Below are 23,253 nucleotides of genomic sequence, written 5' to 3'. Positions count from 1 at the left end.
TGCTGTCGGATGTAGTACGCAGACGCGAGGTCCTGCTCATGCTCGGCGTGAGCCTCGGGCAGTCCGCGCTGTACTCGATCGTGAGCTTCGTCGGAAAGCTGACCGCCCCGGCGCCGCTGGCGTCGCAGACGACGACGCTCAACCCGTCCCAGGCGCCCGGCCGGCCCTGGCTGGACCTGTCGTACCAGCTGCTCGGCGTGCTGTTCAACATCATCCCCGCGCTGCTGGCGATCCACCTGCTGCGGCGCGACCACCCCGACGTACCGGCGGCGCTGGGCCTGGACCGGTCGCGTCCGGCGTTCGACGTGCTCACGGGTCTCGGCATCACGGCGGCCATCGGGCTGCCCGGCATCGGGCTCTACGTGGCCGCCAAGGAGCTGGGCATCAACACGGCCGTGGCCGCGGCGAACCTGCCCGCCATCTGGTGGGCCGTACCCGTGCTCATCCTGGCCGCGATCGGCAACGCGGTGATCGAGGAGGTCGTGGTCGTCGGGTACCTGCTCACCCGGCTGCGCGACCTGCGCTGGGGCGCCTGGCCGGCGATCGTGGCCAGCTCCCTGCTGCGCGGCACCTACCACCTCTACCAGGGCATCGGCGGCTTCGTCGGCAACGTGATCATGGGACTGGCGTTCGGCTGGTTCTACACGCGTACGAAGCGGTTGTGGCCGTTGATCATTGCGCACACGCTGCTGGACGTCATCGCGTACCTCGGCTACACCTACCTCGCCGACAAGCTGGACTTCCTACGGTGACGTCGGTGGGGCGGCATGGGCCGCCCCACCGACGTGTCGTTACGGCGTGAACGTGATGTTCAGGATCTTCGTGCCAGTGGCCGGGACCGTGACCGTGTGCGAGTCGCTGAGGTAGTCCGAGTCGTTGTAGTACTCCGTGCCCCAGGACCCACCGACCGACCCCTCAATGCGGATCTTGATAACTTGCGGTCCGAGAACGGGTACCTGGTAGACGCCGTTCGCGTCGGTGTCGGCGCTGCCCATCTCGTCGCCCGTCGCCGCGTTGATCACCGTGATCCGCGCGCTGTCCGGCACCCGGCCACCCGACCCGAGAACCGTGCCCGTAAGCGACGTTCCCTTGCGGAGCTTCACGTCGTACTTCTTGGTCTTGCCGGCCTTGACCTTGACCCCATGGGCCGCCAGCCGGTTCGGGACGTCGCCGGACCACTGGGCCGCGTAATCGCGGTGCCGGAAGAACAGCGTCCACTCGTACGGGCCGAGATCCGTGAGTGTGTAGCGGCCCTGCGCGTCGGTGGCGGTGAGCGAACCGCCGCCGCCGTGGCCGTCGTGGTAGCTCGACAGCGCCACCATGGCGTTCTCGAGCCGGGCGCCCGAGGCCTTGTCGGTGACGACGCCGCTCACCGAGCCGGACTTGTCGAGCTTGATCGCGGGCATCGTGATGGTCGTGCCACCGATCAACGTCACCGTCTTCGCCTTGGCCTGTGCGCCGACGCCGCCGTTCGGGCCGACCCACTGCCGGCCGTGCACGCCGTCGGAGACCCATACGAACAGGTTGTAGGCGTCCGGAATGACCTTCCTCTGGGTCACGACGCCCTGGCTGTCGGCGCAGACCCGCCGGCTCACGCCGAGGTAGCTCGGTCGATCGGCCTCGACCAGCTCCACGCACGCGCCTGGCACCGGCACGCCCGTCTTGGCGTCCTTCACCGTGGTGCTGAACGTGGCCCCCTTGCGCAGGCCCATCGCCAGCGGCGTCTCCTGGTCGGTGATCACAATCACGTCCTGGATCTCGGTCGTCAGGTAGTCCGACGCTTCGTCCTCCACGTACGCCGCGACCGTGTACTCGCCAGGGCTCAGACCCGCGAAGGTGACGACCCCGTTCGTCGTGCACCCGCTGACGATCACGCCGCTGTCGGCGTACGCGCAGAAGGTGGTGATGGCCGCGCCCGTCGCCGAGTCCTTCGCCGTGATGCGCAGCCAGCCGGGCGCGATCAGATCGTCATCGACGACGACCGTCTCGCGCGCCGGGACCGTGATCGGGTCCGCGGTCGCCGCCGTCGGCTTCCCGTACGCCCACTGGGTGCCCTCGTCCGTCACGAACCGGACCTTGTAGGTGCCTGGGGCGACGGTCGCCGACCACTCGCCGTTCTCGTCGAGATAGGCGTTGTAGACCTCGTTGCCGCCGCTGATCTCGACGTTGCCGCTCGTGACGACGTTGCCGTGGTGATCGACAAGGCGGCCGCGGATCGTCGAGGTCGCCAGCATCTCCTCGGTCACGACGTTGTCGCCCGCGACGAAGGTCAACACCGCCGCGTCGTCCTCTTCGCGGGCCTGATGCGCCCACTGACTCAGGCCGTTGGACAGGGCAAAATGCACCTTGTACCCGCCGGGGAAGGTGCGTGCCTGCCAGTCGCCGTTGTCGTCGGTGAACGCGTACGTGATCTCCCCGGTCACCGCGTCGTGGAGGGCGACCTGCGCGTCCCTGACCGGCTGGCCGTTGTCGGTGAGCCGACCCGTGACGGTTGCCAGCGGCAGAATCTCGTCGTCCACGGTCACCGAGGCACCCGCCGCGACCGGGATCACGGCGGCGTCGCTGATGCGGGTCTTGCGGTACGCGAACTGCGTCGGCCCGCCGTCCCCGAACGGCCGGAACGCGATCGTGTAATCGCCGGCCGGGAGGAAAGGCACGGTGTACGCACCGTTCGCCCCGGCAGTGACCTGGGCCTGGATCTGCCCATCCACGCTGGACGCCGTCACGCTCGCGTTGCCCATCGCCGCGCCGTCCGCGTCGGTCAGGTGGCCGGTGACCTGCCCGTGCGGGGCGAGCTCCTCGTTGACGACCGTTGCCCCGCCGTCGTTGACGACAATGACGTCGGCCGTGTCGAAGCTCCACTTCTGATGCGCCCACTGCTGGACGTTCCCGGGCAACGTGAACCGCACCTTGTAGTTGCCCGGCCAGGCCGTCGGGAAGGCAAACGAGCCATCCACGCCGGTTGTTGTCGACTCGACCCATCCGTACGACTCGGTGTAGGCAGCGACCGGCACGCCGGCAACCGGCTCGCCGCCGTCGGTGAGCTTGCCGACGATGCCCGTCGGAGCCGGTGGCTCGCCCGGCTTCAACACATCGCTCACCGTGGTGGTCCTGTTCACTCTCACCTGGACAAAGTCGGCCGACTCCTCGGAGTACCTGCCGAAGGCCCACTGGGTGAACTGCGGAGCGTCGAACCGGACCCGGTGGAGGCCGGTCGGCACGACCAGCGAGTACTTGCCATAGGCGTCGGTCGTCGTGTGGTACGTCGCGCCCGAGCTCGAGGTGATCGTCACCGGGATATCGGCCGCCACGTCACCGGACTCGTAGGTGAGCCGACCGTTGATAAGACCCTCGTTGAGCGGGTCGACGATCGTCTCGTCCACCGTCAGCGTGCCCCCGGGGCTCACCTCAAGCGGCTCTGCCTCGTCCTGTGTGGTCTTCTGGTGGTACCACTGGTAGGTCGGGGTGCCCGGCCCGCCGATCTTGTATCGCAACTGCACCGTGCCCGCCAACGTCACCAGGCTGAACGTACCCTTCGTCGAAAGGGTGGCCGTGCCCTGCGAGTCGTTGCCTGCGTAGGCCGTCACCGATCCACGAGCCGGAACTCCCTTGTAGAGCACCGTGCCGGTGATCGTGCCAGTGCGAAGCCGCGTCTGGTTCGCCACCGTGGGGGCACCGGCCGCCACGGAGATCACCTCGGCGCCGGTCATGGTCGTCGCCTGCGGCACGTACTGGGTGAGCCCGTACTCCTGGTCGTAGACCGAGACCCGGTACCCACCCGGCCACAGGTACGGGACGGTGTACACACCGTTGCCGTCGGTCACCACATTGGCAACCCCGGCATCCTCGCTGTTGAAGATCGTCACGATAGCGTCCCCGAGCGGGTCGCCCCCGTCCGTCACGACGCGACCCGTCAACGTCCCGTACGGAAAGACGGTCTCCTCGACGATCGTCTGCTCGCCCGCCGTGACCGTGATCGCCTGGGCGCCGGCGGCGTCCCTGGCATGGTGGTAGTACTGGCGCAGAGGTTCGGGCCCGTCAAACCGCACGACATAGTCGCCGGGCGCCACGTCGGCGAAGGCGAAGGCGCCATCCGCGTCCGTGACCGTGCTCACCACAGCGACGTCATCGATCGTCGACAGGCTCACAGCGACGTCGGGCATCGGGTCGGTGCCGTCACGAAGATGGCCCGCGACCGTACCGGTCGTGTCATTCGCGTACGCGGGAGGCGCAGGCGCTGCGGCCCCGAGGACCACGGCAAGCGACGCCGCGACCGCGAAGCGTGCAAGAAGGGGTGCAGGCATCAGTGTGGTGCCTCCGAAGAAGGGGTGGCTGGAACAGGAAAAGCTCTCAGCTAAGGCTCAGCCGGCGTTGATGATAGGCCCACACATTGATGTCTGGGCTCCTTCTACCCGCTCGCGTCCGATGTCCGGTTGGGGCCGTCCCGCGTCGACGGGCATAGTGCTTTGGCGGGCACCCCGCCGGCCCTGTATCCTCTAGCGGCGGTGGTCCTGTTCCTAGGGCCGCCATGGAGGCTTCGCCTAGTACGGTCTATGGCGCCGCACTGCTAATGCGGTTGGGGTCTTAAAGCCCCTCCCGGGTTCGAATCCCGGAGCCTCCGCGCTCAGCCCGGTATGTACACTGGGCAGGCACCTGCGCCCGTAGCTCAACGGATAGAGCATCTGACTACGGATCAGAAGGTTAGGGGTTCGAGTCCCTTCGGGCGCGCAGCGACATCAGGGCTGTGACCAGCGGAAACGTGGGTCACAGCCCTGATTGCTTCCCGTCATGTGCCGCGAATCTTCCGCATGTTGGGATGCGTTGCTCCGGTGGTGCTCGTCCGTCGACGATGCCCCTGGTGACGCGGCATGTCGGTGTAGTTGGACTCGTGCTGGTGGGTGCCGATTGGTCCGCGCTGGAATCCGGCGGTGCCGCCGATGATGTGGCGTCCACCTGCGGGTCTCGCCGGTCTACCAACAGCGGGGCTCCAGCGGGGCCCTCGTCCATCGCGATGGTCCTGTCGTGGTGCGTCCCATGCCCGCGCCCCCGGTGGGTCGGTGCGGACCTGGGGTTGTCCACTGCCTGTGGATAGTACATGTGTACGACGATGGTCGTTCCTGGTCAGGTCGGTAGTCGTGTGCCCTTGAAGACTTCGCGCCGGTGCCAAGCGATGTGGTCGGTGGCGGGCGGTTGGGTGCCGGGGCGGGGTTGTAGGTGGCGGCCGTGGAGGGCGTAGATCGCGCGGCCGGCGTCGGTGCTGGTGCGGAAGGCGGTGGTGACGTCGATGCGGTGGGTGTGGTCGAGGCCGATGACGCCGCGGTCGAACAGTTTGTGGTGCAGGACGCACAGGGCCAGGCCGTTGTCGAGGCTGTCGGGGCCGTCGAAGGAGAACCAGCGCACATGGGCGGCTTCGACGCCGACGGTGGTGCCGAGGATCTGTCCGTCGTAGCCGCAGAAGGCGCACTGGAGGTCCCAGGCTTGCAGGATCGCGTGCCGCCAGGCGGGGTCGCGGCGTCGGTCGCGGGCGCCGGTGGGATCGGGCAGAACATCCGGCGCGGTCAGTACGAGGTCCGGATCGAAACCTACATCTGCGAGTACGTCGGCGGCGACGGTCGCCGGGAAGTGTGCCTCGGCGAGGGCATGGGCCGTGGACCTGACCAGATCGGGGTCGCCGTGCAGCAGTGTCTGTAGTTCGGGGGTGAACCGGCCAACCGGGTTGTGTCGGTTCAGTGGGCCGACGTCGTCCATGGGAACGTCGGCGTCGAGGACCCAGATGGCATCGGAGCGCAGTCGGGTGAACGGGTACGCGGCACTCTGCGCGGGGCGGGTCCGTGACGCGGGACCGTATTCGGTGATGAGGTCGGCGAGGCGCTGTTGGGCGTCCTGCCACGTCAGGCCGTCGGTGTGGCCCTGGTGCAGGCGGCCGAGGGCCAGCAGGACCAGCAGCGGCTTGTGCGGTGAGCGCCGACCGCCGCGTTCGTGCTGACGCAGCCGGGCCAACCGGTCCAACGGACCGCCCTGGCCGGTGTCGCCGGGTGAGGCCGTCATCACTTCAGGGTGCCACACGCGCGACGGTGCAAAGGAGACGGTGACGGACGGCATGGACGCGGCCGTACGCCTGGTTCTTCGCGAACACTTCGGCGGGGCATGGCTGTCTCCGGAGGCGCTCTCGGGTAAGTGCACGTGCGGCCGGGCCGGGACCTCGGCGATACAGTCGCCGGGTTGATCCGGGTATGGTGGGGCACTGTGGCGACTGGACGCTTTGAAGGACTGATTCTGGACTTCGCGGGCGTCTTGACCAGCAACATGGTTGAGGTCATCACCGACTTCGAACGCCGAGAGCAGCTACCGGCTGGGGCATTCCTGAGGGCATGGGCGAGTCCCCCCGGACAGGAGTTGTACCGTCGCCTTGAAGTCGGGGAGATGGATCAGCGCGGCTGGAACGCTGGCTTCGGCGCGCTGCTCGGGGTGGACTCCGGCAACCTGATGGGCCGGGTGCTGTATGCCTTGGACCCGGCGTACGAGGTGCTGCAGGTAGCGCGAGACGCGCGTGACGCTGGTATGAGAACTGCGGTGCTGTCGAACTCGTTGGGGAACCGACCCTCATGATCCGTATCTACCGTACCGGCTGGACACCATCTTCGACGTCGTCGTCCTGTCGACGGATCTCGGTATCCGCAAGCCAGACCCCGCGATCTTCCATCACACGCTGAAGCGACTCGGTGTAGCTGCTACGTCGTGCCTGTTCGCCGATGACACCGAGGTGAACCTCGCGGCTGCGCAGGCGATGGGCATTACCGTGATCCACGCACTGGACGAGGACGAGACTGCGGTGCGGTTGCGGGCGCTGCTGGGACTTCCGCGCTCGCTCTAGCGGGTGGAGTCCAGGAACTCGCGGACCGCCCGATTGCTCGCGTGGCTGGCGAGTTTCGCCCGAAGGCTGGTCAGGGTTGTTGATGAGCGGGTGGAGTCAACTCCGCCAAGGCACTGCATAGCATGACTGGCTCGATGTAGCGTCCCATCGAGATCACGCAGCATAAGGTGGGCTTCAGCAGCTCGAGCCAGGTAGATGGCGTGGCTCCGTGGATACTCGTCGTCGCCTCGGTAGTCGGCAGCCATCGCCGCGTCGAACCGGCGGAGCGCTTCTTTCGGATCTCCGAGATCGAGGGCGCAAGATCCCGCAATCATCTCGATCTCACCTTCCGTCACCCAGTAGAGCCAGGCTGGATCATCCGAGCTGACACCATGTTCCAGCTGAACACGAGCACGGTTGAGCATGCGGGCACAGGCCCGCCGATCGCCGGTTTTGGACAGGGCGCGAGCTGATCGAGCGGCGAGCATCGCTGACGGGTCTGCGGCATGAGCGGATGGCGGCAATGACGATGAGCTCGGTTCGGTCGAAAGCGGGTGAGGATGAGGCAGCCAACATTGTTCCTGACCGTGGGACTCCCATGCACCGGGAAGACCACTGCCGCTCGGCGCATCGAGATCGAGCAGCAAGCACTTCGTCTCACGAAGGACGAGTGGGTCAAGGCACTCTACGGGCACGAAAATCCACCATCGGCTGGGGCCGTACTCGAAGGACGGCTCATCCAGATCGGGCTGCGCGCTCTTGAACTGGGCAACAACGTCGTAATCGACTTCGGCCTCTGGAGTCGAGACGAGCGCTCCGCTCTACGCCAGGCAGCAGCAGACCTCGGCGCGGCCGTGGAGATGCGCTACTTCGAACTCGCCCCAGCCGAGCAGCGAAGACGGCTCGATCGGCGGCAAGCCGAAGCGCCAGACACGACCTGGCCTATGTCCGACGACGAACTCGCCCAGTGGGCTGCCAACCTCGAGATCCCAACGCGAGGAGAACTCGACGGCAGCGAACCCATTGATGACCCACCGGCTGGATTCGCAACATGGGATGAGTGGCGCGGATACCGCTGGCCGCCTCGGCGGTCGAATGACCCTGCGTAACGAGACATCGGTGGCCCGGTCGCACACCGACGGCGGCATGTGCGAGCCGGTGCGGGATGATCTGCGAGATTGTTCATCGGGGGATGCCGGCCGCTGATTGCGCCGCGCCCGGTTCTCCACCACGCTTGCGGGGTGGCCGACCTTGACTTCTTCGTCGACGTGGTGGTCAGCGGCACGGTTCTGGGCGTGGGCCAGACAGATTCGCCGGACGATGTCGCCCGCACGCTGGGTGATGCATTCGTAGAGAGCCGAACCCGCGCCGCGATGCGGCGTGACTACGGCCTGGTGGAGTTTTCCTGGGGGCGATGGCCCGGATCCAGCCGCTGGCAGGCGACCGGCTTCACCGTGCAGGCGCATCGCCTGGCGAGCATCACGGTCACGGAGGCACTTGTGCATCGGTACGGGCCGTTCGGCCGACATCCGCGGTTTACGCAGTTGAACGCCGAATTGGACCGCCTCGGCTTCTACCTGCAGGAGATCACCGACCAGACCGGCGCGGACTATCGGCGCTACTGGCTTGCCGAGTCGCGGATATCGCTCCTTGTCGCCACCACCGCGTACCAGGAGATGATCGATGCCGGTGACGTGTGGTCGATCAGCGCACCCCATCCGCCCGAGCATGTGGCCGCCGGGAAACTCGGCCGGCAGCGCCAGGCTGTCAAGGACGGATTGGTCCACCTGTTCCAGCTCGATGAGCAGCAGCGCTGGCAGTGGCTGGACCGTCGCCAGCCAGCACTACACGAGCGCACTAACTGGTGGCTGTACTTGCTGCTGCTCATCGATCAACACCTGGGTGACCAGTCGCACCGGCGGGCGGACTGGGCGGAACTGAAGCTCTGGCTGCTGCGGCAGGGACAGGCCCGGGCTGTGTTCACCGAAGCTGAGAGCGCCGAGAAGCTGGCGTACTTCGCAGGCGACATGCGGCGCGCGGGGGTCGAGTCGGTGGTGCTGCCGTCGGCTGACGACATCGTCCGGGCCTGCCTGGACGCCCTCCCAGCCGGTCTGAACGAGGTGGCCATGCTCGATGACCAGCGCGACCTCAGCGGCCTCGACCGCACGCAGATGCGTCACTCCCGGCAGGCGAAGAATCTAGTCAACGCGGCCCAGTGGCACCTGGACGCCGTCCAGGATGCGGGCCTCGCCGCCCAGCTGCGCGAGTGGATCGATATCAAGCCGCGCCTCGTGTAGCAGCCGGGTCTCATCCGGAAGGCAGACCCCAGGCTGGCCTCGACCATTGCACGCTCATCGGCAAATCCGCGCACCGTCCAGCGCTTCGCCGACCCTGCGCGCGCGGTTGGCGGCTCGATGAGCGCCGATTCCGAAACGGCGTCGTACATCTCCGCTACCGCCCTGTCGGACAGTGAACGACAGCCCTGTCCGGTCGCCGCGACGCTGCCCGTGCTGCCGATGTATGTGGCGCGGGTTCACGACGCCCGCCTGCGCACCTTGAACATGGCGTGGTCAGAGCCAGCCGTGCTCGCGGGCCTTCGCGGCGGCCTGCTCGCGGCCGGTGACACCTAGCTTCGACGTGATCGCGGTGAGGTGGTTGCGAACGGTGCCCGGGGAGAGGTGCAGGCGGCGGGCGACGACCGTGACCGGGACGTCGGGGTCGCTGTGCCGCAGGACGTCCAGCTCGCGGGGGCTGAGCGGGCACTCGGGCAGGCTCAGCGCGTCCGCGGCCAGGCCCGGGTCGACGTACCGGCCGCCAGTGTGCACGCGGCGGATCACGTCGGCGAGCGCGCCGCCAGGTGAGCCCTTGGGCAGGAAGCCCTTGGCGCCGGCGGCGAGGGCCCGGGGCAGCTGCGCCGGGCGGCCCCGGCCGGTCAGGATGACCACCGCGCAGGGCGGCACTGCGCGCCGGAGCTCGGCGGCGACCTCGATGCCGTCCAGCGCCGGCATCTGCAGGTCGACGACGGCGACGTCGGGGCGGTGGGCACGGGCGGCCTCGACGGCGGCGCGGCCGTCCGCGGCCTGGGCCACCACGTCCAGGTCCGGTTCCAGGCCGAGCAGGGCGGCGACCGCGACGCGGATGAGCTCTTCGTCGTCGGCGAGCAGGACTCGGATCACGACGGTGAGCGTACGACGGCCTCGACGGTGAACCGCCCACCGTCGGCCCGGGTGTGCAGCACGCCGCCGGCCTCGGCCAGCCGGTCCGCCAACCCACGTAGTCCTTGACTGTGTGCGTCGGGCGCGGCCGCATCCCGTACACCGTCATTGGTCACGGTCAGGCGGACCTCGCCGAGGGCGGCTTGCAGCGTGATGGTGCACCACCCGGCCCGGCTGTGCCGCAGCACGTTGGTGGTCGCCTCGCGTACCACCGCTGTCAGCACCGCCTGTGCCGGCAGATCACCGTCCGGCACGCTGACGGTGCAGCGCACGCCCGACGACTCCAGCACCCGTTCGATCGCGGTGAGCTGCTCGCGCAGGCCGACCTGCCGGTATCCGTACACTGCCGCCCGCAGCTCGACGAGGGTCGACGCGGCGAGCCGGCGCACCTCCGCCGCCTCCTGACCGGCCCGCGCCCCGTCGGTGGCGGCCAGCCGCTCCGCCAGCTCGGCCTTCAGCGCAATGATGGACAGGTTGTGTCCCAGCAGGTCGTGTACGTCACGCGCGAAGCGCAGCCGCTCCTCGGCGGTGGCCAGCTGCACCTGCGCGGCCCGGCCCTGCTCGGCCTGCAGCAAGACGTCCCACAGCCAGACGTGCAGCACGTTAATCGCGGCGAGACCGGCACCGAACCCAGCCGTGATGATCAGCGAGTCGCCGATCGAGCCGGGCGTGACGGCCAGCGCGAGCGCGACCGTGGCGGCGCTCAGCCCGATGGCGAGGAGCGGCCCGGTGAGCACCGGCACGACGCCGACGCTGCACGCGGCCAGCCACGACCAGGTCGGCCAGCCACCGCCGACCGGCCCCACGAGAGGCAGCGACGCGACGGCGGTCAAGGCCAGCGCCACCCGTGACCACCGTTTGACGCGCCCGCTCAGCCAGGGCGTGACCAAGGTGTACAGCACCGCGGCCTGGGCGGCGCTGAACAGTGCGATGCCGAGCGCGCCGAGGACCTGCCGGGCCGGCTCCGGCTCCCGCCACAGCCCGACCGCCGGCAGGAACAGCGCCGCGGAAGCGTTGGTGACGAGCACGACGAACGTGACGACCCGGACCTGGGCCAGGCGCTGCTGCATGGGGCGACTGTAGGTCAGCACCCGTCATGCCCGGACCGTGAAAACGTCATGGGCCGGCGGCGCCCAGGCGGCGGCACGCTGCCGGCATGACAACACACGTCGAGCACCGGGTGTCCCGGCGGGCGTTCGCCCGCCACTTCGTCGAGATGGTCCTGGCCATGGTGGTCGGCATGGTGGTACTGGGCCCGCTGTGGCCGCCGGCCGACCGCGCCGACATCGCGTCGCTGGTGATGGCGACCGACATGGCGGCCGCGATGGCGGTGTGGATGTGGCACCGCGGTCACGGCCGCGCCGCGATCGCCGAGATGACCGTCGCCATGTACGCCCCGTTCCTGCTCCTGCTGCCCCCGTGGTGGGCGGGCCTGATCGGCGGCGACATCGTGCTGATGGGCGGTCTTCTGCTGATGCTGCCGGCGATGCTCCTGGCCATGCTGCGCCGCCCCACCGAGTACGGCACACCGGCACATCGGCACGCCGGGCGGCACGGCCTGCTGGCCCGCTGGCCGAGCGCCCTGGCCGTGCTCATGACCGTCGACTACCTGTTCAACCCCCGGCCGGTACCCCTGGTGGCGATGATGGTCCTGCCGCTGGGCTACCTCACGATCGGCACCGTCCGCCGCACGCTGCGCCCCCGCCCGGTCCTGCTCGCCCAGCTCGCCGCCCTCGCCGGCTACCTGCTCCTGCTCGCCGCGGCGGCGGCCGCCGGCCCACAGTGGGGCCAGATCCTGGTCGGCTTCGGCTGGATCTTCCACGCCGGCTGGGACGCCTGGCACCACCGCCGCAACCTGGTCGTCCCCCGCCCGTACGCCGAGTGGTGCGGCGTCGTCGACCTCATCATCGGTCTCACCGCAATCGCAGTCGCCGTCACGATGTGAGCCGGCAACGGTGCCGCTGCTACCGGTCGCGCCATGTCAGCGGAGACAGCGTGGTCGCGGCCTCGGCGACCTGCCGAGACGCCTCGATGCGCGCCGGCCTGCTGCTCGCACCCCCACCCGATCAGCATCGCCTCGAACACAGCCGGCGCCGGATCCCGATGCACCGCTGATCATTTTGTGGCTTAGGTGGGCCGGTGCGGTACCTCGTGACGGGAGGTCGGTGGCTCGCGCCCGCCGCCACCCAGGGTCGCCCGCCTGTTTCCACTCTTGCACGAGTCGGTACCTGCCCAGGCAGCGACGAGGACGCGTTCGACGTCACGGGTGTAGTGGAACCGAGGGGTGGGCCTGCTCTCCGGCTTTGCCTACATGACTGTGGCGGGCTCGGTGTCGCACCGAGCCCGCCACAGCGGGTTTACCCGATCCTGACAGCCTCGGGCTTACCTGTGTCATGCCGCTAGCGCTGCAGCGTCAGGACCCCCGGCCGGTAGGGAAGCAGGCCGTAGTCGCCGCCGGAGCTGGGTGAACGCCCCTGGTAGAGCAACTGCAGGTTGCACGCGTCGACCGTCTTGGTCTGGTCCGGGTTGTCGCGGACCAGGTCACCGTGACTGATGTCGTTGGTCCAGGTGGCACCGCTGTTGGCCTTGCCCGCGAACGGGTTGCCCTCCGACGTCGCCTGCGCCGTCCATGAACCGCTCAGGCTTGAGGACGTGTACGAACGGAAGTAACGCCCGTTCGACCCGATCGACTCGACCAGCATCAGGTACTGGTTCTGGTTCTTGACCTTGTAGACCTCAACGCCTTCGAACAGGTTGTTGGTCGTGTCGGTCATGATTGTCGTGTACGACGAACCGAAGTTGCCCGGGAAGTTCCCGATCGGCATGCTCGCCCGGTAGATCCTGCCGTTGTCCCCGGCGAAGAACAGGTACATGTTTGAGCTGTCACCGATGATCGTCTGGTCGATCGGACCCGTACTCGAGTTGGAGATGCTGCCCGTGAACAGCGTCTGTGCCGAGGACCAGCCGTTGATGTTGGTCGGGTCGCTCGACGTACGGTACGAGAACGCGCCGTTGCCACCCCACTGGTAGGTGAGCACCCAGATGTTCTTCGGCGCGAAGTAGAACAACGTCGGCGCTACAGCCGTGAACGGCAACGTGTTCTGCGTCGCCGAACCCATGTCCGACCAGTTCGTGAACGGGGCGAAGCTCATCCCACCCCATGACGTACCAAAGTCGTGCGACGTCCCGTACACCAGGTGCTTGCCGTTGTAGGTCACATTCGTGAAGTCCTTCAACGACGCCCAGCCCGACTTCGGAGTCGCCAGCACGCCCGTCGACGACCACCGGTAGGTGGACGGCAGCGCGCACGTCTGCTGCGAGCCGGTCGTCGATGCCGCGGTCGTCGATGCCGCGGTCGTCGCCGGTGCCGATGTGGTGCCGCCACTCCCATAGTGCCTGAACTGCTGGTTGCTCTGTCCGTTACAGGCGTACATCTGCACCTGCGCCCCGTTGGACGTGCTCCAGACGTCCAGGCACTTGCCCGTCTGAACGCTGGTGATGGTGCCGTTGGAGTTGAGGTTCCACTGCTGGTTGGTCTGCCCGTTGCAGCTGTAGATCTGGACGGCCGCACCGTCGCCGGTGCCCGCCGCGTCCAGACAGGTGTTGCTGAAGATCTTCAGCTGCTTGCTGGACGTATAGGTCCAGGCCTGGTTCGGCTGGTTGTTGCAGTCGTAGAGCTGCACCCTGGTGCCGTTGGTCGTCGTGGAGTTGGGCACATCAATGCAACGACCCGACTGGGACCCCTGGATGCGACCGGTGCCGCCGGTGCCGCCCGTCGACGCGGCGCTGGTGGGGGCGGCGCTGGTCGGTGCGGCGCTGGTCGGCGTCGACGACGCGGCGTTGAGGGCGTTGAGGACCGAGGTGTACGCGGACTTCTTGTTGCCGTTGCCGTCGAAGAGCAGCGGGCTGGTGTTGCTGCCCAGCCAGGAGTCGCTGTCGCGCACGCCCCACACGGTGATGCCGACGCACTTCGGGACGGCGAGACAGTCATTGACCACGTTGGCGTAGGTGGTGGCTGAGCCACCCTGGATGTCCAGCTCGGTGATCGCCACTTCCACACCCAACGCCGCGAAGCTCGACAGCGTGGTGCGGTAGCTGCTGTCGTACGGCGAGTTCGCGTTGAAGTGGGACTGGAAACCGACGCAGTCGATCGGCACGCCCCGGGACTTGAAGTCCTTCACCATGTTGTAGACGCCCTGCGTCTTGGCCCAGGACCAGATGTCGGTGTTGTAGTCGTTGTAGCAGAGTTTGGCGGCGGGGTCGGCGGCGCGGGCGGTCCTGAACGCGACCTCGATCCAGTCGTTGCCGGTGGACTGCAGGTTGGACGAGCGCCGCCCGCCGCTGTTGCCGTCGGCGTAGGCCTCGTTCACCACGTCCCAGTAGGGGATCTTGCCTTTGTAGTAGCCCATGACCCCGTTGATGTGGTTGATCATGGCGTTGCGCAGGGCGGTGCCGGACAGGTTCGACATCCAGCTCGGCTGCTGGTTGTGCCAGGCAAGGGTGTGCCCGCGTACCTTCTTGCCGTTCTGGGTGGCCCAGTTGTAGACCCGGTCGGCGTTGGTGAAGTTGAACTGGTTCTGGTTGGGCTCGGTAGCGTCGATCTTCATCTCGTTCTCGGCCGTGATCATGTTGAACTCACGGTTCGCGATCGTGGTGTAGGTCGAGTCGCCGAGCTTGCCCGAGGCGATCGCCGTGCCGAAGTAGCGGCCGGACTGGCCCGCTGCGGCAGCGAGTGTGCTGGCTGCCGCACCGGCCTCGGGGATGACCAGCGCGACCGCGCCCGTCACGGCAAGGGCCGCGCCAGCGATCGCTATGGTCTTGAATCTGCGTTTTGGTGGACGGATCGAGGTGGACATCCCGCTCCTTGTGAACGCTAACATCGGTTGACATGGCTGTTGGCAGGCAGATGCCCGCCAGGAGCGCCGGGCAGCCGACGAGTGGCGGGGTGGCCGTCACCGCGACGTAGCCGGAGGGGTGATCCGGCCGCTGAGCTGCCAGCGCTTGCTGAGCTGTTAGTGCTGGGGGACGTGGGGGTGTAGTGGCGCATAACGATGCCAGGGCCCTCCGAAACTCGCAACAGAATCTCTCCGAAACTTTTGGAACTCCTATCGGAAGTGCCGGCCAGGTCCGGCCGCCGTTCCGCTGCCGACCCGGCGCGGACACGTCGGCATGCCCCGTATCCGGCAGCGCCTTCAGCTGCTGTTTTTCGGAGGCCCGACACAGGGCGGGGCGCAATCCCAAATATATTCACGTTTCTGGCCACGCAGTTCCACGTGTCGATGTTTCGGTGGTAGCTGTCTGTGCCTCACTGGCCAGCCGGATCCTCGCTGAAGCACGTGCCGAACGGTCGACCGACATTGCGAAAGTTTTCACGAACTAGTTGATCTGAGTAGGCCCGCGTCCACAGAAGGTGGCTCAGAAGACGATCAACTTTGAGATCGGGGTTAGTCGAGTATGGACTCGTCGACGATGAGAGCGGGCGGGACCTGACCTGGATGGACCGTGCCACGTGGGTGACCTCCCGTGCGCGCTCCAGTGTTTCTGACGGACTGTCCGTCAGAGACGGACATGGCACTGCTCAGGAAGAAGCGCCGGCGGCGTTTCCCCACTGACATGCTGCGTTGGCTGGAAAAGCTCGGCCGGTACACGTTCGACGTTCAGCACAGCGGCATCGATGGCAGCGACATGTGGGACCGCATCGGGCCGCTGTACGCCTACGCGACGGACGACCGCGACGCCTTTCTCACCGAACTCCGTGCTGTCGTGTCGGCGGACCGGGACGGTTTCGCGACTTTCGGTGCCGCGTGCCTCGTCTGGGAGATGTACGGCAGCGAGGCGTTGGACGAGCCCGGGGCGCTGCCGCTGATCGACGGGGGCATCACGTTCAAGCTCGCACGCGGCGCGGGGAGCCTGAGGCTGACCGTCAACGAACAGATACGCCTCGATCAAACAGCGAGGGACAGGGCTGAGCTGCCTGACGTTCCGTAATGGCCAAATCCTTTGATCTTCCAGAAAGGAAGCTCGCGTGGAGTATCTGTGTCTACTCACCGTCGTCGGTCTGATTGCTCTTCTCATCTGGCAGTTCGTTGAGTCGCAGCGGGCGGTTGCCACGACGACGATCCGGACATCCTACGAACCCGCCGAGGTGGCGCAGGTAGTGCGTGACGCGTTCGGCGGCCCTCGGTCCGTGCTCTGGACCACGGCTGCCGGGCCGGGAATGATCAACATGCGTCGGCGCGGCATCCATGGCGGAATCGTCATGTCCATCGATATCGAGTCACAGCCCGGCGGTGGTTCCACAATCGACATGTGGGCTTCAGAAACCGTCCGGTATCTCGGTGTTCTGGTGAACTTCGCCGGCGTCGTCAACCGCCGCAAGAAGGCGATCGAGCGCCAACTGGATCCCGCGATGCCGTTGTAGGTCTTGGCCCTACCGCCGGGTACCGTCCATTCGGTGAGGGCTGGCGCCGCCGCCCGGAGTCGTGCTCCAGGCGGCGGTCAGCGGAGGTCACCAGTCGCCGCGCACCCCGGCGCTGTAGTAGGTCCCCAGATCGACGTTCAGGCGGATGAGGAACTTGGTGCCGTCCTTGACGTTCGTGGCAATGTTGCGCCACTCGCCCGCCGGGACGTACGTCCAGTAATTGCAGCTGCTCGTGTAGTTCACGAAGATCACGCAGGCGTACAGCGGGTGGGCCGCGTCCCCGAGCGAGGGGATGCTCTGGACCTGGATGTCCGCGCACTGCGACGTGGCGTAGTAGGGGCCGAAGTCGCCCCAGGCCCAGCTCTCGTGCGAGGCGAAGATATCGACCAGGCCGATGTAGTCTTCGCTGTACGGTGCGGTGCGGCACCCGGCCGCAAAGGCGGGACCGGCGGTCCCAAGGACGGTAGCCCCCGTGACCAGGAGCATCAGCGCCGCAGCCGAGGCGCTGAGCCTCCGCCGCAGCCGCCATGCCTCGGCCGGTTTGCGAGTATTCAATTTGTTACTCCTAGTGTCGGTGCACCAGCGATTCCTGTGCCGGCAAGTGCCTGCGATGTCGCCAAGGCTGCCGACCCTGGCGACGACGTGCGGCAGCGGTGGTTCGGGTTCGGTGAGGACCAGCGGCGGGTGCGCTGCGCGCGGCGTCGACAGGGCCTGGCATCCGCGCGGATGCCAGGCCCTGTGCGTCAGTAGCTGCCGGTGTAGCCGTAGGCCCCGTCTTCGAGGATGCTGCGGGAGATCCAGCCCGCCGCGAACGAGGTCATGCCGCCGTCGTACAGCATTGCCGTGAAGCAGTAGAACGAGTTCAGCGAGTCGCTCCACAGCCGGCCGTCACATTCCTGGTACCCGGGGTGCTCTTCGGAGTTCCGGGAGACCGCGGCCCACTGCTGGATCGGCAGGACCGGGGTGGTCACCCGGGCCCACACGGTCCGGCAGACCTTGCTGTAGCGGAGCTCGATCTTTCCGTAGACCGTGCCCAACTGGGTTTGCGTGGTTACTGGGGCCGACATCACGGTTCTTCCGTCGTTGCCGCAGATGGTCTGATCGGCCCAAAGGCCGTCGTAGCCGAACCCGCTCGCGGCGAACGCGGTGCCCGGCGTGAGCCCCACCAAGGCGACGATGACGGCGCACGCCGCCGTGAGCGTCTTGAGCCGACGGTTCAATGGTTCCTCCCCATACGGTCGGTCATCGGCCAGGCGATGACGCATGCACAGTGGAACGGACGGTTGCGGGAAGAACCGCTCGTTGTCCGCACGCCTCCCACCGGGGGCCGTGCGGATGGGATCGAGCATGCCGGCCCTGCCTTTCCATCGATTGACCATTGCCTGCCCGTAGCGAACCCGTACTAGGCTGACGCATCGACGGTGGACAAACAGGGGCACGTACGACGTGGACACGACCGCGGATCACAGTGACTTCGGTGGGCTGTTGCGTACCTGTCGCCGGGCGGCGGGCATCAGCCAGCGGCAACTGGCCGACCGCGCCGGCATCAGCCCGGCCGCGATCCGCGACCTGGAGCAGGGACGGACTCGCCGACCCCAGCGACGCTCCGTGGACGCGATGGTCAGTGCCCTGCGGTTGACCGGCGACAACGCGGTCGCGTTCCGGCGCGCCGCCATCGATATCGACCGGGCCACCCCAGCCAGGCAGGTGGACCCGGCCCAGCCGGTGCGGGTACGGGTACTGGGACCGCTGAGTGTCCAGCGGGGACCGGGGCAGGTGCCGGTGGGCCGGGGGAGACGACGGGCTGTGCTCGGCCGGCTGGCCCTGTCGGTGAACGCAACGGTGCCGATCGCAGACCTGGTCGACCTGCTGTGGGAGGCCGAACCCCCGTTGTCGCCGACGCAGGCGGTGCAGACCTACCTGTCCAGGCTGCGGTCGGCGTTGCACCTGGCCGCACCCGGGCGGACCAGCGTCATCAGCCGGGCGGCCGGCGGCTACCGGCTCAACCTCCCCGATGACCAGCTCGACCTGGCCGAGTTCCGCCGCCAGGTACGTCAGGCCCGCACCGCCGAGCCGGCCCGGGCGTTGGAACTGCTGGAAACCGCCCTCGCGTTGTGGCGCGGCAATCCGCTGGCCGACATCCCGCAACTGCGGAACCATCCACTGGTCACCGCGGTGATGGAGGAACGGGCCGCCGCGACCCTGCGGTACGCCGATCTCGCCCTGGCCGCCGGCCAGGGCGACCGGTGCCTGCCCCTGCTCCGCGAACTCGCCGCGGCCAGCCCACTGCACGAACCGCTGCACGCCCGGCTCATCGCGATCCTCGGGGCCGGCAACCGGCAGGCCGACGCCCTCACCACGTACGCCGAGATCCGCCGACGACTCGTCGAGGATCTCGGCATCGAGCCGGGCCCCGAGCTGGTCCACGCCCACCGGCGGGTCCTACGCCAGGAGCCGGTTGGCAAGTCCGCCGCCTCCCCGCAGCCGAGCGCCGAGGAGCCGCGCCCGCCGGCGCAGCTGCCGGCCGACATCCACCAGTTCACCGGACGCCTTGCCGCAATCTCACAGCTCGACGGTCTGCTCGACGCCCACCACTCCACATCGGCCGTCGTCATCGCGGCGGTGTCCGGCACCGCCGGCGTGGGCAAGACCGCCGTGGCCGTGCACTGGGCGCACCGGGTCGGCCACCGGTTTCCCGACGGTCAGCTCTATGTGAACCTCCGCGGGTTCGAACCGAGCGGCTCACCGATGGCAGCTGCCGAGGCGGTCACCGGGTTCCTGGACGCGTTGGGTTATCCGTCGCAGCGGTTACCCGCCGATCCGGCGGCTCAGCTTGGCCTGTACCGCAGCCTGCTGGTCGGCAGGCGGGTGCTGCTGGTGTTGGACAACGCCCGTGACGCCGAGCAGGTCCGTCCCCTTCTCCCTACCGCGCCCGGCTGCTTCGCGGTGGTCACCAGCCGCGACCCGCTCGCCGGGCTGGTGGCCTCGGACGGTGCCCATCCGCTCGCCCTCGACGTGTTGAGCCACGACGACGCCGAGCACCTGCTGGCCCAGCGCATCGGACCGCGCCGCACCGCCGCCGAGCCCGACGTGGTCGCCGGGATCGTCGACCGCTGCGCCGGCCTCCCGCTCGCGCTGGCCATCACCGCCGCCCGTGCCGCCACGCAACCGCACCTGCCGCTCGCCGTGCTCGCAGCCGACCTGCGCGACGGAGACCGGCTCGACGCGCTATCCACCGGCGACGCGGGCACCGACGTACGGTCCGTGTTCTCCTGGTCCTACCGGGCGCTGAGTCCTGCTGCGGCACGGTTGTTCCGCCTGCTCGGGCGGCACCCGGTGCCAGAGCTTTCGGTGGCCGCGGCGGCGAGCGTCGCCGGGGTGGCGGTGCCGCGGGTCCGGCCCCTACTGGTCGAGCTGATCCGGGCGCACCTGCTGAGCGAGCACGCCCCCGGCCGGTACGCGCTCCACGATCTCCTGCACGAGTACGCCGGTCGGTTGACCCTCGACGAGGAGCCCGATGCGGTGACCGGCCGGATGCTGGACCACTACCTGCACACGGCCCGCGCGGCCGACGGGCTGCTCGAACCCGCGCGGGACCCGGGTCCGGTCGACGCGCCGCGCGCGGGCGTCACCGTCCAGGCGCCCGCCGACCACCGGCAGGCGATGCATTGGTTCACGGTCGAACACCGGGTCCTGCTCGCCATGGCCGACCACGCCGGACGTACCGGCTTCGACCCGTACGTCTGGCGGCTCGCCGAGGCCGCAGCCGTTTTTCTGTACCGGCGCGGGCTGTGGCACGACCAGCTCACGGCCCAGCGCCACGCACTGCGTGCCGCGGAGCGGGCGGGCGACGTCGCGGCTCAGGGGTCAGCTCACGTCCACCTTGCGCGCGCGTATGTCCGACTGCGCCGGGGCGACCGCGCCGAGGCACATCTGCGGGACGCGCTCCGCCTGTACGCGGAGCACGGCGACGCAGGTGGCCAGGCCCAGACACACCATTATTTCGGGCTGGTGTACGAGCAGCAGGGCCGCTACCGGGAGGCCGTCGACCACGCGCAACAAGCAGTCGCCATGTGCCGCGCGAGCGGTCTGCGCTTCGGGCAGGGACACGCGCTGAACGCGCTCGCCTGGTACCAAGCACACCTGGGAAACCACCACGAGGCCGTCATCCACTGCCGGGAGGCGCTCGAGGTGACGCGGGACCTCGGCGACCGGGCCGGGCAGGCCAACGCCTGGGACACGCTCGGGTACACCCACCACCACCTCCGGGACCACGCCACGGCGGCCACCAGCTACGGGCAGGCGATCGACATCTACCGGGAGCTCGGCGACCGGTACCACGAGTCGGTGAGTCTGGGCCATCTGGCCGAGACGCACCTGGCCACCGGCCGACCGGATTCGGCTCGCACGGCATATCGTGACGCCCTCGACGCCCTCGACGAACTCGGCCATCCAGACGCCGACAGGGTCCGCGCTGCGCTGATGAGCCTCGGCGCGTAACCCCGGTGCCGTCCCTGGCGTCCGGCTTGTTGATCACCGGACCGGGTGACGAGCACTCTGGCGGACGACCGGCCGTTCGTGGACGCGGCCCGACCTCGAAGAGCGCGCGGTTCAGCGCATCTGCCGGGTGTGAGTGCGACGACACGGCTTTGCTGGAGCTCGCGTAGTCGGTCCAGTGCCAGCCTGACAATGGGTCACCGCCGTTGGAGAGCGGGACGCATGGACCGGCGCCGGCAACCGGCCGACGCGCCCCCGTGCCTACCGAGCCGACCTGCAGGCCCGCCACCCCATCGCCAGACCCCCACCGAGGGCCACCATCGCCACAAGCCCGGCGACCAACGGCCAGACCACATCCGGCCCGGCGTCCGCGGCACGGGCGTACCGGGGGCGCTCCGCGTTGTAGCGAACCCGCAGGCGGTCACCTGCCGACAGGCGGTCGCGCATCTCGTACACGATCGTGGTGACCGTCCGCCCGTCCGCCGTGACGAACCGGACGGTGAGCGTCCCGCCGTTGCCCTTCACGTGCGGGTTCCACGCCACGACCTCCGCGTCGGCGGTGGGCCGATCACCGAACAGCGCGATGTTGCGTGCCGTCGTATCCACGCAGTAGACGGCCGGCGCGATGCCCAGCCCGAAAGCGAACACCGCGATCAGCAGATCCTTCCACCGGTCGCTGATCCGTCGCGGTCGACGACCTGGCCGCCCATCCGACGGAGGTGTCGGCGGACGTAGCGGAGGTTGGGAGGACACGGCACCAGTGTGCCCGCCGGTCGCAAAGGGCCAATCATCCGATGAGGACACTCAGCCCTGCCAATCTGACGTTGGCAACGCTGAGGTCGGTAGGCGGAATCCTGGCAGAAAGGGCGCGTGGACACGCTCGATCTACCAGGAGTTCCTTGCGCCTACAGCATGACGCGTCGCCGAAGCCGGTTTACGGACGGACTCTTACAGAAGGAGCTTCTGCGGCGATCACGAAGTATTGTTGCGCCACGGCGTCCAGCTGCTGCAGATGTCGGGAGCCGCGCCAGCGTCGGCGCACGCCTGCCACCTGAGTTGGCTACCTTTTCCGCCGTACGCGTTGTTGGCGGTTGAATTCTCGTAGTAGTCCTTGTAGCAGACGCCCCAGTTGGAGGTTCCCAAGTTGCTGCGGCACTGTCCACTTCGATAGAGTGACCAACTCCCCACGCTGTTCATGAGCTGGTTCTGCCAGTTGACGTATACCGCCAACCCGTCCGGAAACCGGTCCAGGACGTACCAGTCATCGCCGGACATTGAGAAGCAGGCAGTCGCAGCGTTGATGGCCTGGCAGATGGAATTGGGGGCCGGGTAGTTGTTTGGTGCGGGCTCCGCCGTCTCCCAGGGATCCACGGCCCAAGCCGGCGTGGGAGCCGCTCCAATAGCGAGCAGAGTACCGACGATGAATGCTGCCAACACTGCCTTACCTCTTGCGGCCATGCTGCCTCCGTCTCGGCACGAGGTTGATTGCGTTACGCAATAAGGAGCGCCGAACCGGTTGGTAGGTTCCGGCATGCAGCTATCAGATTTTCCGGTCTCTTGGGTCGCCATAGCGGCCTAACAACCAGTCCGGTTCTGGTGGAAGATCGAATTGAGGACCTCACGCAACTCATAGCGGCTTTGATGCCCGGACACCGACGGATGAGAGCTTTCTGCGATTCGGCTACGTCGATCCTGTCAGGGGGCGCCGGCATAGTGCACCGCATGATCGCACCCCCCGATGCCGGCACGCTGGAGACGTTCGTCGTGCGCGCGAAGGCCGCCACCTATGTCGGTGGCGGAACCCCCGCAGCGCCACCGTGGCCGGGCAGCCACCTGCTCACCTTCAGCGACGGTCCATGGAGCTACCAGGACTGCTACGTCGGCGGCGCCAGCTTCTGCGGCCAGGAGACCGTACGCCACCACGACATCCCGGTCTGGTCCATGACCTACTACGGCTACCTACTGCGCCCGGAACTGATCGACGCGGCCACCGCCGGCCGGGTGATCAAGGCAGCACTCACAGGGTTGTACGCGACCGGCCGCTTCCTCGGCGGATGGACCGCGCAGGTGCAGGAATGGCTGTACACCGACACGTCCAGCGGCGACGTCACCCGGTTCACCGGCCGGGAGACCATCGAGCGGGACGGGACCGCAGTCTACGAATTGCTCTACCTGGGTGGCACAGTCGCAGAGTGAGTCACGTCGCCCCGCGACAGAGAGCAGCGGCGATCGGTTGTCCGATCGGGGCGGCCGGACACCGGGCCCTG

20 protein-coding genes and 2 tRNA genes are annotated in these 23,253 nt (G+C 68.0%); 12 read left to right on the top strand and 10 right to left on the bottom strand.

Features of this window, described 5'->3' with window-relative positions; genetic code table 11:
• The first annotated feature begins 38 nt into the window (after positions 1-38).
• Complete coding sequence (locus tag ABD191_RS13950; RefSeq protein ID WP_344081639.1) at positions 39-752, top strand: CPBP family intramembrane glutamic endopeptidase; 714 nt, start codon at positions 39-41, stop codon at positions 750-752.
• 39 nt (positions 753-791) lie between these two features.
• Here the strand turns inward: ABD191_RS13950 and ABD191_RS13945 are convergent, their stop codons facing one another.
• Entirely contained in the window at positions 792-4,304 is a 3,513-nt protein-coding gene (locus ABD191_RS13945) for a carboxypeptidase regulatory-like domain-containing protein (RefSeq protein ID WP_344081318.1), read from the bottom strand.
• Positions 4,305-4,530: 226 nt separating this feature from the next.
• On the opposite strand from ABD191_RS13945, the gene ABD191_RS13940 reads away from it, so the two are divergent.
• Positions 4,531-4,621: transfer RNA gene (locus tag ABD191_RS13940), tRNA-Ser, on the top strand.
• A 34-nt stretch (positions 4,622-4,655) separates the two neighbouring features.
• Positions 4,656-4,728: transfer RNA gene (locus ABD191_RS13935), tRNA-Arg, on the top strand.
• Positions 4,729-5,121: 393 nt separating this feature from the next.
• Here ABD191_RS13935 and ABD191_RS13930 read toward each other — a convergent pair.
• Complete coding sequence (locus ABD191_RS13930; RefSeq protein WP_344081315.1) at positions 5,122-6,048, bottom strand: phosphorothioated DNA-binding restriction endonuclease; 927 nt, start codon at positions 6,046-6,048, stop codon at positions 5,122-5,124.
• A 198-nt stretch (positions 6,049-6,246) separates the two neighbouring features.
• Between ABD191_RS13930 and ABD191_RS13925 the strand changes: the two genes are divergently transcribed.
• Both ABD191_RS13925 and ABD191_RS13920 read left to right on the top strand, forming a co-directional pair.
• Positions 6,247-6,609 carry an HAD family hydrolase gene (locus ABD191_RS13925; RefSeq protein WP_344081312.1) on the top strand — a complete coding sequence of 121 codons (363 nt, stop codon included), beginning with the start codon at positions 6,247-6,249 and terminating at the stop codon, positions 6,607-6,609.
• Positions 6,569-6,874, top strand: a complete 306-nt coding sequence (locus tag ABD191_RS13920; RefSeq protein WP_344081636.1) for an HAD-IA family hydrolase — start codon at positions 6,569-6,571, stop codon at positions 6,872-6,874. Before ABD191_RS13925 ends, ABD191_RS13920 begins: the two co-directional genes overlap by 41 nt.
• On the opposite strand, the gene ABD191_RS29400 is transcribed toward ABD191_RS13920, so the two are convergent.
• On the bottom strand, positions 6,871-7,341 hold the full coding sequence (locus ABD191_RS29400; protein WP_486341494.1) for an NsdA family TPR-like regulatory protein: 471 nt from the start codon (positions 7,339-7,341) through the stop codon (positions 6,871-6,873). The genes ABD191_RS13920 and ABD191_RS29400 overlap by 4 nt on opposite strands.
• Before the next feature lie 72 nt (positions 7,342-7,413).
• On the opposite strand from ABD191_RS29400, the gene ABD191_RS13910 reads away from it, so the two are divergent.
• Positions 7,414-7,962, top strand: coding sequence for a P-loop nucleotide/nucleoside kinase family protein (locus ABD191_RS13910; RefSeq protein WP_344081306.1), 549 nt, complete (start codon positions 7,414-7,416; stop codon positions 7,960-7,962).
• A gap of 132 nt (positions 7,963-8,094) precedes the next feature.
• Entirely contained in the window at positions 8,095-9,150 is a 1,056-nt protein-coding gene (locus ABD191_RS13905; protein WP_344081303.1) for a hypothetical protein, read from the top strand.
• Positions 9,151-9,423: 273 nt separating this feature from the next.
• Here the strand turns inward: ABD191_RS13905 and ABD191_RS13900 are convergent, their stop codons facing one another.
• Positions 9,424-10,029 carry a response regulator gene (locus tag ABD191_RS13900; protein ID WP_344081300.1) on the bottom strand — a complete coding sequence of 202 codons (606 nt, stop codon included), beginning with the start codon at positions 10,027-10,029 and terminating at the stop codon, positions 9,424-9,426.
• Complete coding sequence (locus ABD191_RS13895) at positions 10,026-11,138, bottom strand: sensor histidine kinase (RefSeq protein ID WP_344081298.1); 1,113 nt, start codon at positions 11,136-11,138, stop codon at positions 10,026-10,028. Before ABD191_RS13895 ends, ABD191_RS13900 begins: the two co-directional genes overlap by 4 nt.
• An 86-nt stretch (positions 11,139-11,224) precedes the next feature.
• On the opposite strand from ABD191_RS13895, the gene ABD191_RS13890 reads away from it, so the two are divergent.
• A complete protein-coding gene (locus tag ABD191_RS13890; protein WP_344081296.1) occupies positions 11,225-12,013 on the top strand; it encodes a hypothetical protein in 789 nt (262 codons plus the stop codon).
• Between the two features lie 454 nt (positions 12,014-12,467).
• Here ABD191_RS13890 and ABD191_RS13885 read toward each other — a convergent pair whose 3' ends face one another.
• The gene (locus tag ABD191_RS13885; protein WP_344081293.1) at positions 12,468-14,924 is read right to left on the bottom strand and encodes a non-reducing end alpha-L-arabinofuranosidase family hydrolase; all 2,457 of its coding nucleotides are present in this window, start codon (positions 14,922-14,924) and stop codon (positions 12,468-12,470) included.
• 712 nt (positions 14,925-15,636) lie between these two features.
• Between ABD191_RS13885 and ABD191_RS13880 the strand changes: the two genes are divergently transcribed.
• Positions 15,637-16,056 (top strand): hypothetical protein, encoded by a 420-nt coding sequence (locus ABD191_RS13880; RefSeq protein WP_344081290.1) that lies wholly within the window; start codon positions 15,637-15,639, stop codon positions 16,054-16,056.
• 37 nt (positions 16,057-16,093) lie between these two features.
• The gene (locus tag ABD191_RS13875) at positions 16,094-16,489 is read left to right on the top strand and encodes a hypothetical protein (protein ID WP_344081287.1); all 396 of its coding nucleotides are present in this window, start codon (positions 16,094-16,096) and stop codon (positions 16,487-16,489) included.
• An 87-nt stretch (positions 16,490-16,576) separates the two neighbouring features.
• Here the strand turns inward: ABD191_RS13875 and ABD191_RS13870 are convergent, their stop codons facing one another.
• Positions 16,577-17,044 carry a hypothetical protein gene (locus ABD191_RS13870; protein ID WP_344081284.1) on the bottom strand — a complete coding sequence of 156 codons (468 nt, stop codon included), beginning with the start codon at positions 17,042-17,044 and terminating at the stop codon, positions 16,577-16,579.
• A 188-nt stretch (positions 17,045-17,232) separates the two neighbouring features.
• Positions 17,233-17,838, bottom strand: coding sequence for a DUF2690 domain-containing protein (locus ABD191_RS13865; RefSeq protein ID WP_344081281.1), 606 nt, complete (start codon positions 17,836-17,838; stop codon positions 17,233-17,235).
• A 97-nt stretch (positions 17,839-17,935) separates the two neighbouring features.
• Here ABD191_RS13865 and ABD191_RS13860 point away from each other — a divergent pair, with 97 nt between their 5' ends.
• A complete protein-coding gene (locus ABD191_RS13860; RefSeq protein WP_344081278.1) occupies positions 17,936-20,989 on the top strand; it encodes a tetratricopeptide repeat protein in 3,054 nt (1,017 codons plus the stop codon).
• Positions 20,990-21,247: 258 nt separating this feature from the next.
• Here ABD191_RS13860 and ABD191_RS13855 read toward each other — a convergent pair whose 3' ends face one another.
• Together ABD191_RS13855 and ABD191_RS13850 are read right to left on the bottom strand one after the other, a co-directional pair.
• A complete protein-coding gene (locus ABD191_RS13855; RefSeq protein WP_344081275.1) occupies positions 21,248-21,634 on the bottom strand; it encodes a DUF3592 domain-containing protein in 387 nt (128 codons plus the stop codon).
• A 324-nt stretch (positions 21,635-21,958) separates the two neighbouring features.
• Complete coding sequence (locus ABD191_RS13850; protein ID WP_344081272.1) at positions 21,959-22,444, bottom strand: hypothetical protein; 486 nt, start codon at positions 22,442-22,444, stop codon at positions 21,959-21,961.
• A gap of 264 nt (positions 22,445-22,708) precedes the next feature.
• Between ABD191_RS13850 and ABD191_RS13845 the strand changes: the two genes are divergently transcribed.
• Positions 22,709-23,182 (top strand): DUF5680 domain-containing protein, encoded by a 474-nt coding sequence (locus ABD191_RS13845; RefSeq protein WP_344081269.1) that lies wholly within the window; start codon positions 22,709-22,711, stop codon positions 23,180-23,182.
• Positions 23,183-23,253: the final 71 nt, after the last annotated feature.

This window comes from Luedemannella helvata (assembly GCF_039528415.1).
GTDB lineage: Bacteria > Actinomycetota > Actinomycetes > Mycobacteriales > Micromonosporaceae > Luedemannella > Luedemannella helvata.
Note: the sequence above shows the minus strand (reverse complement) of the source record. Positions and strands in the feature narration are given on the sequence as shown.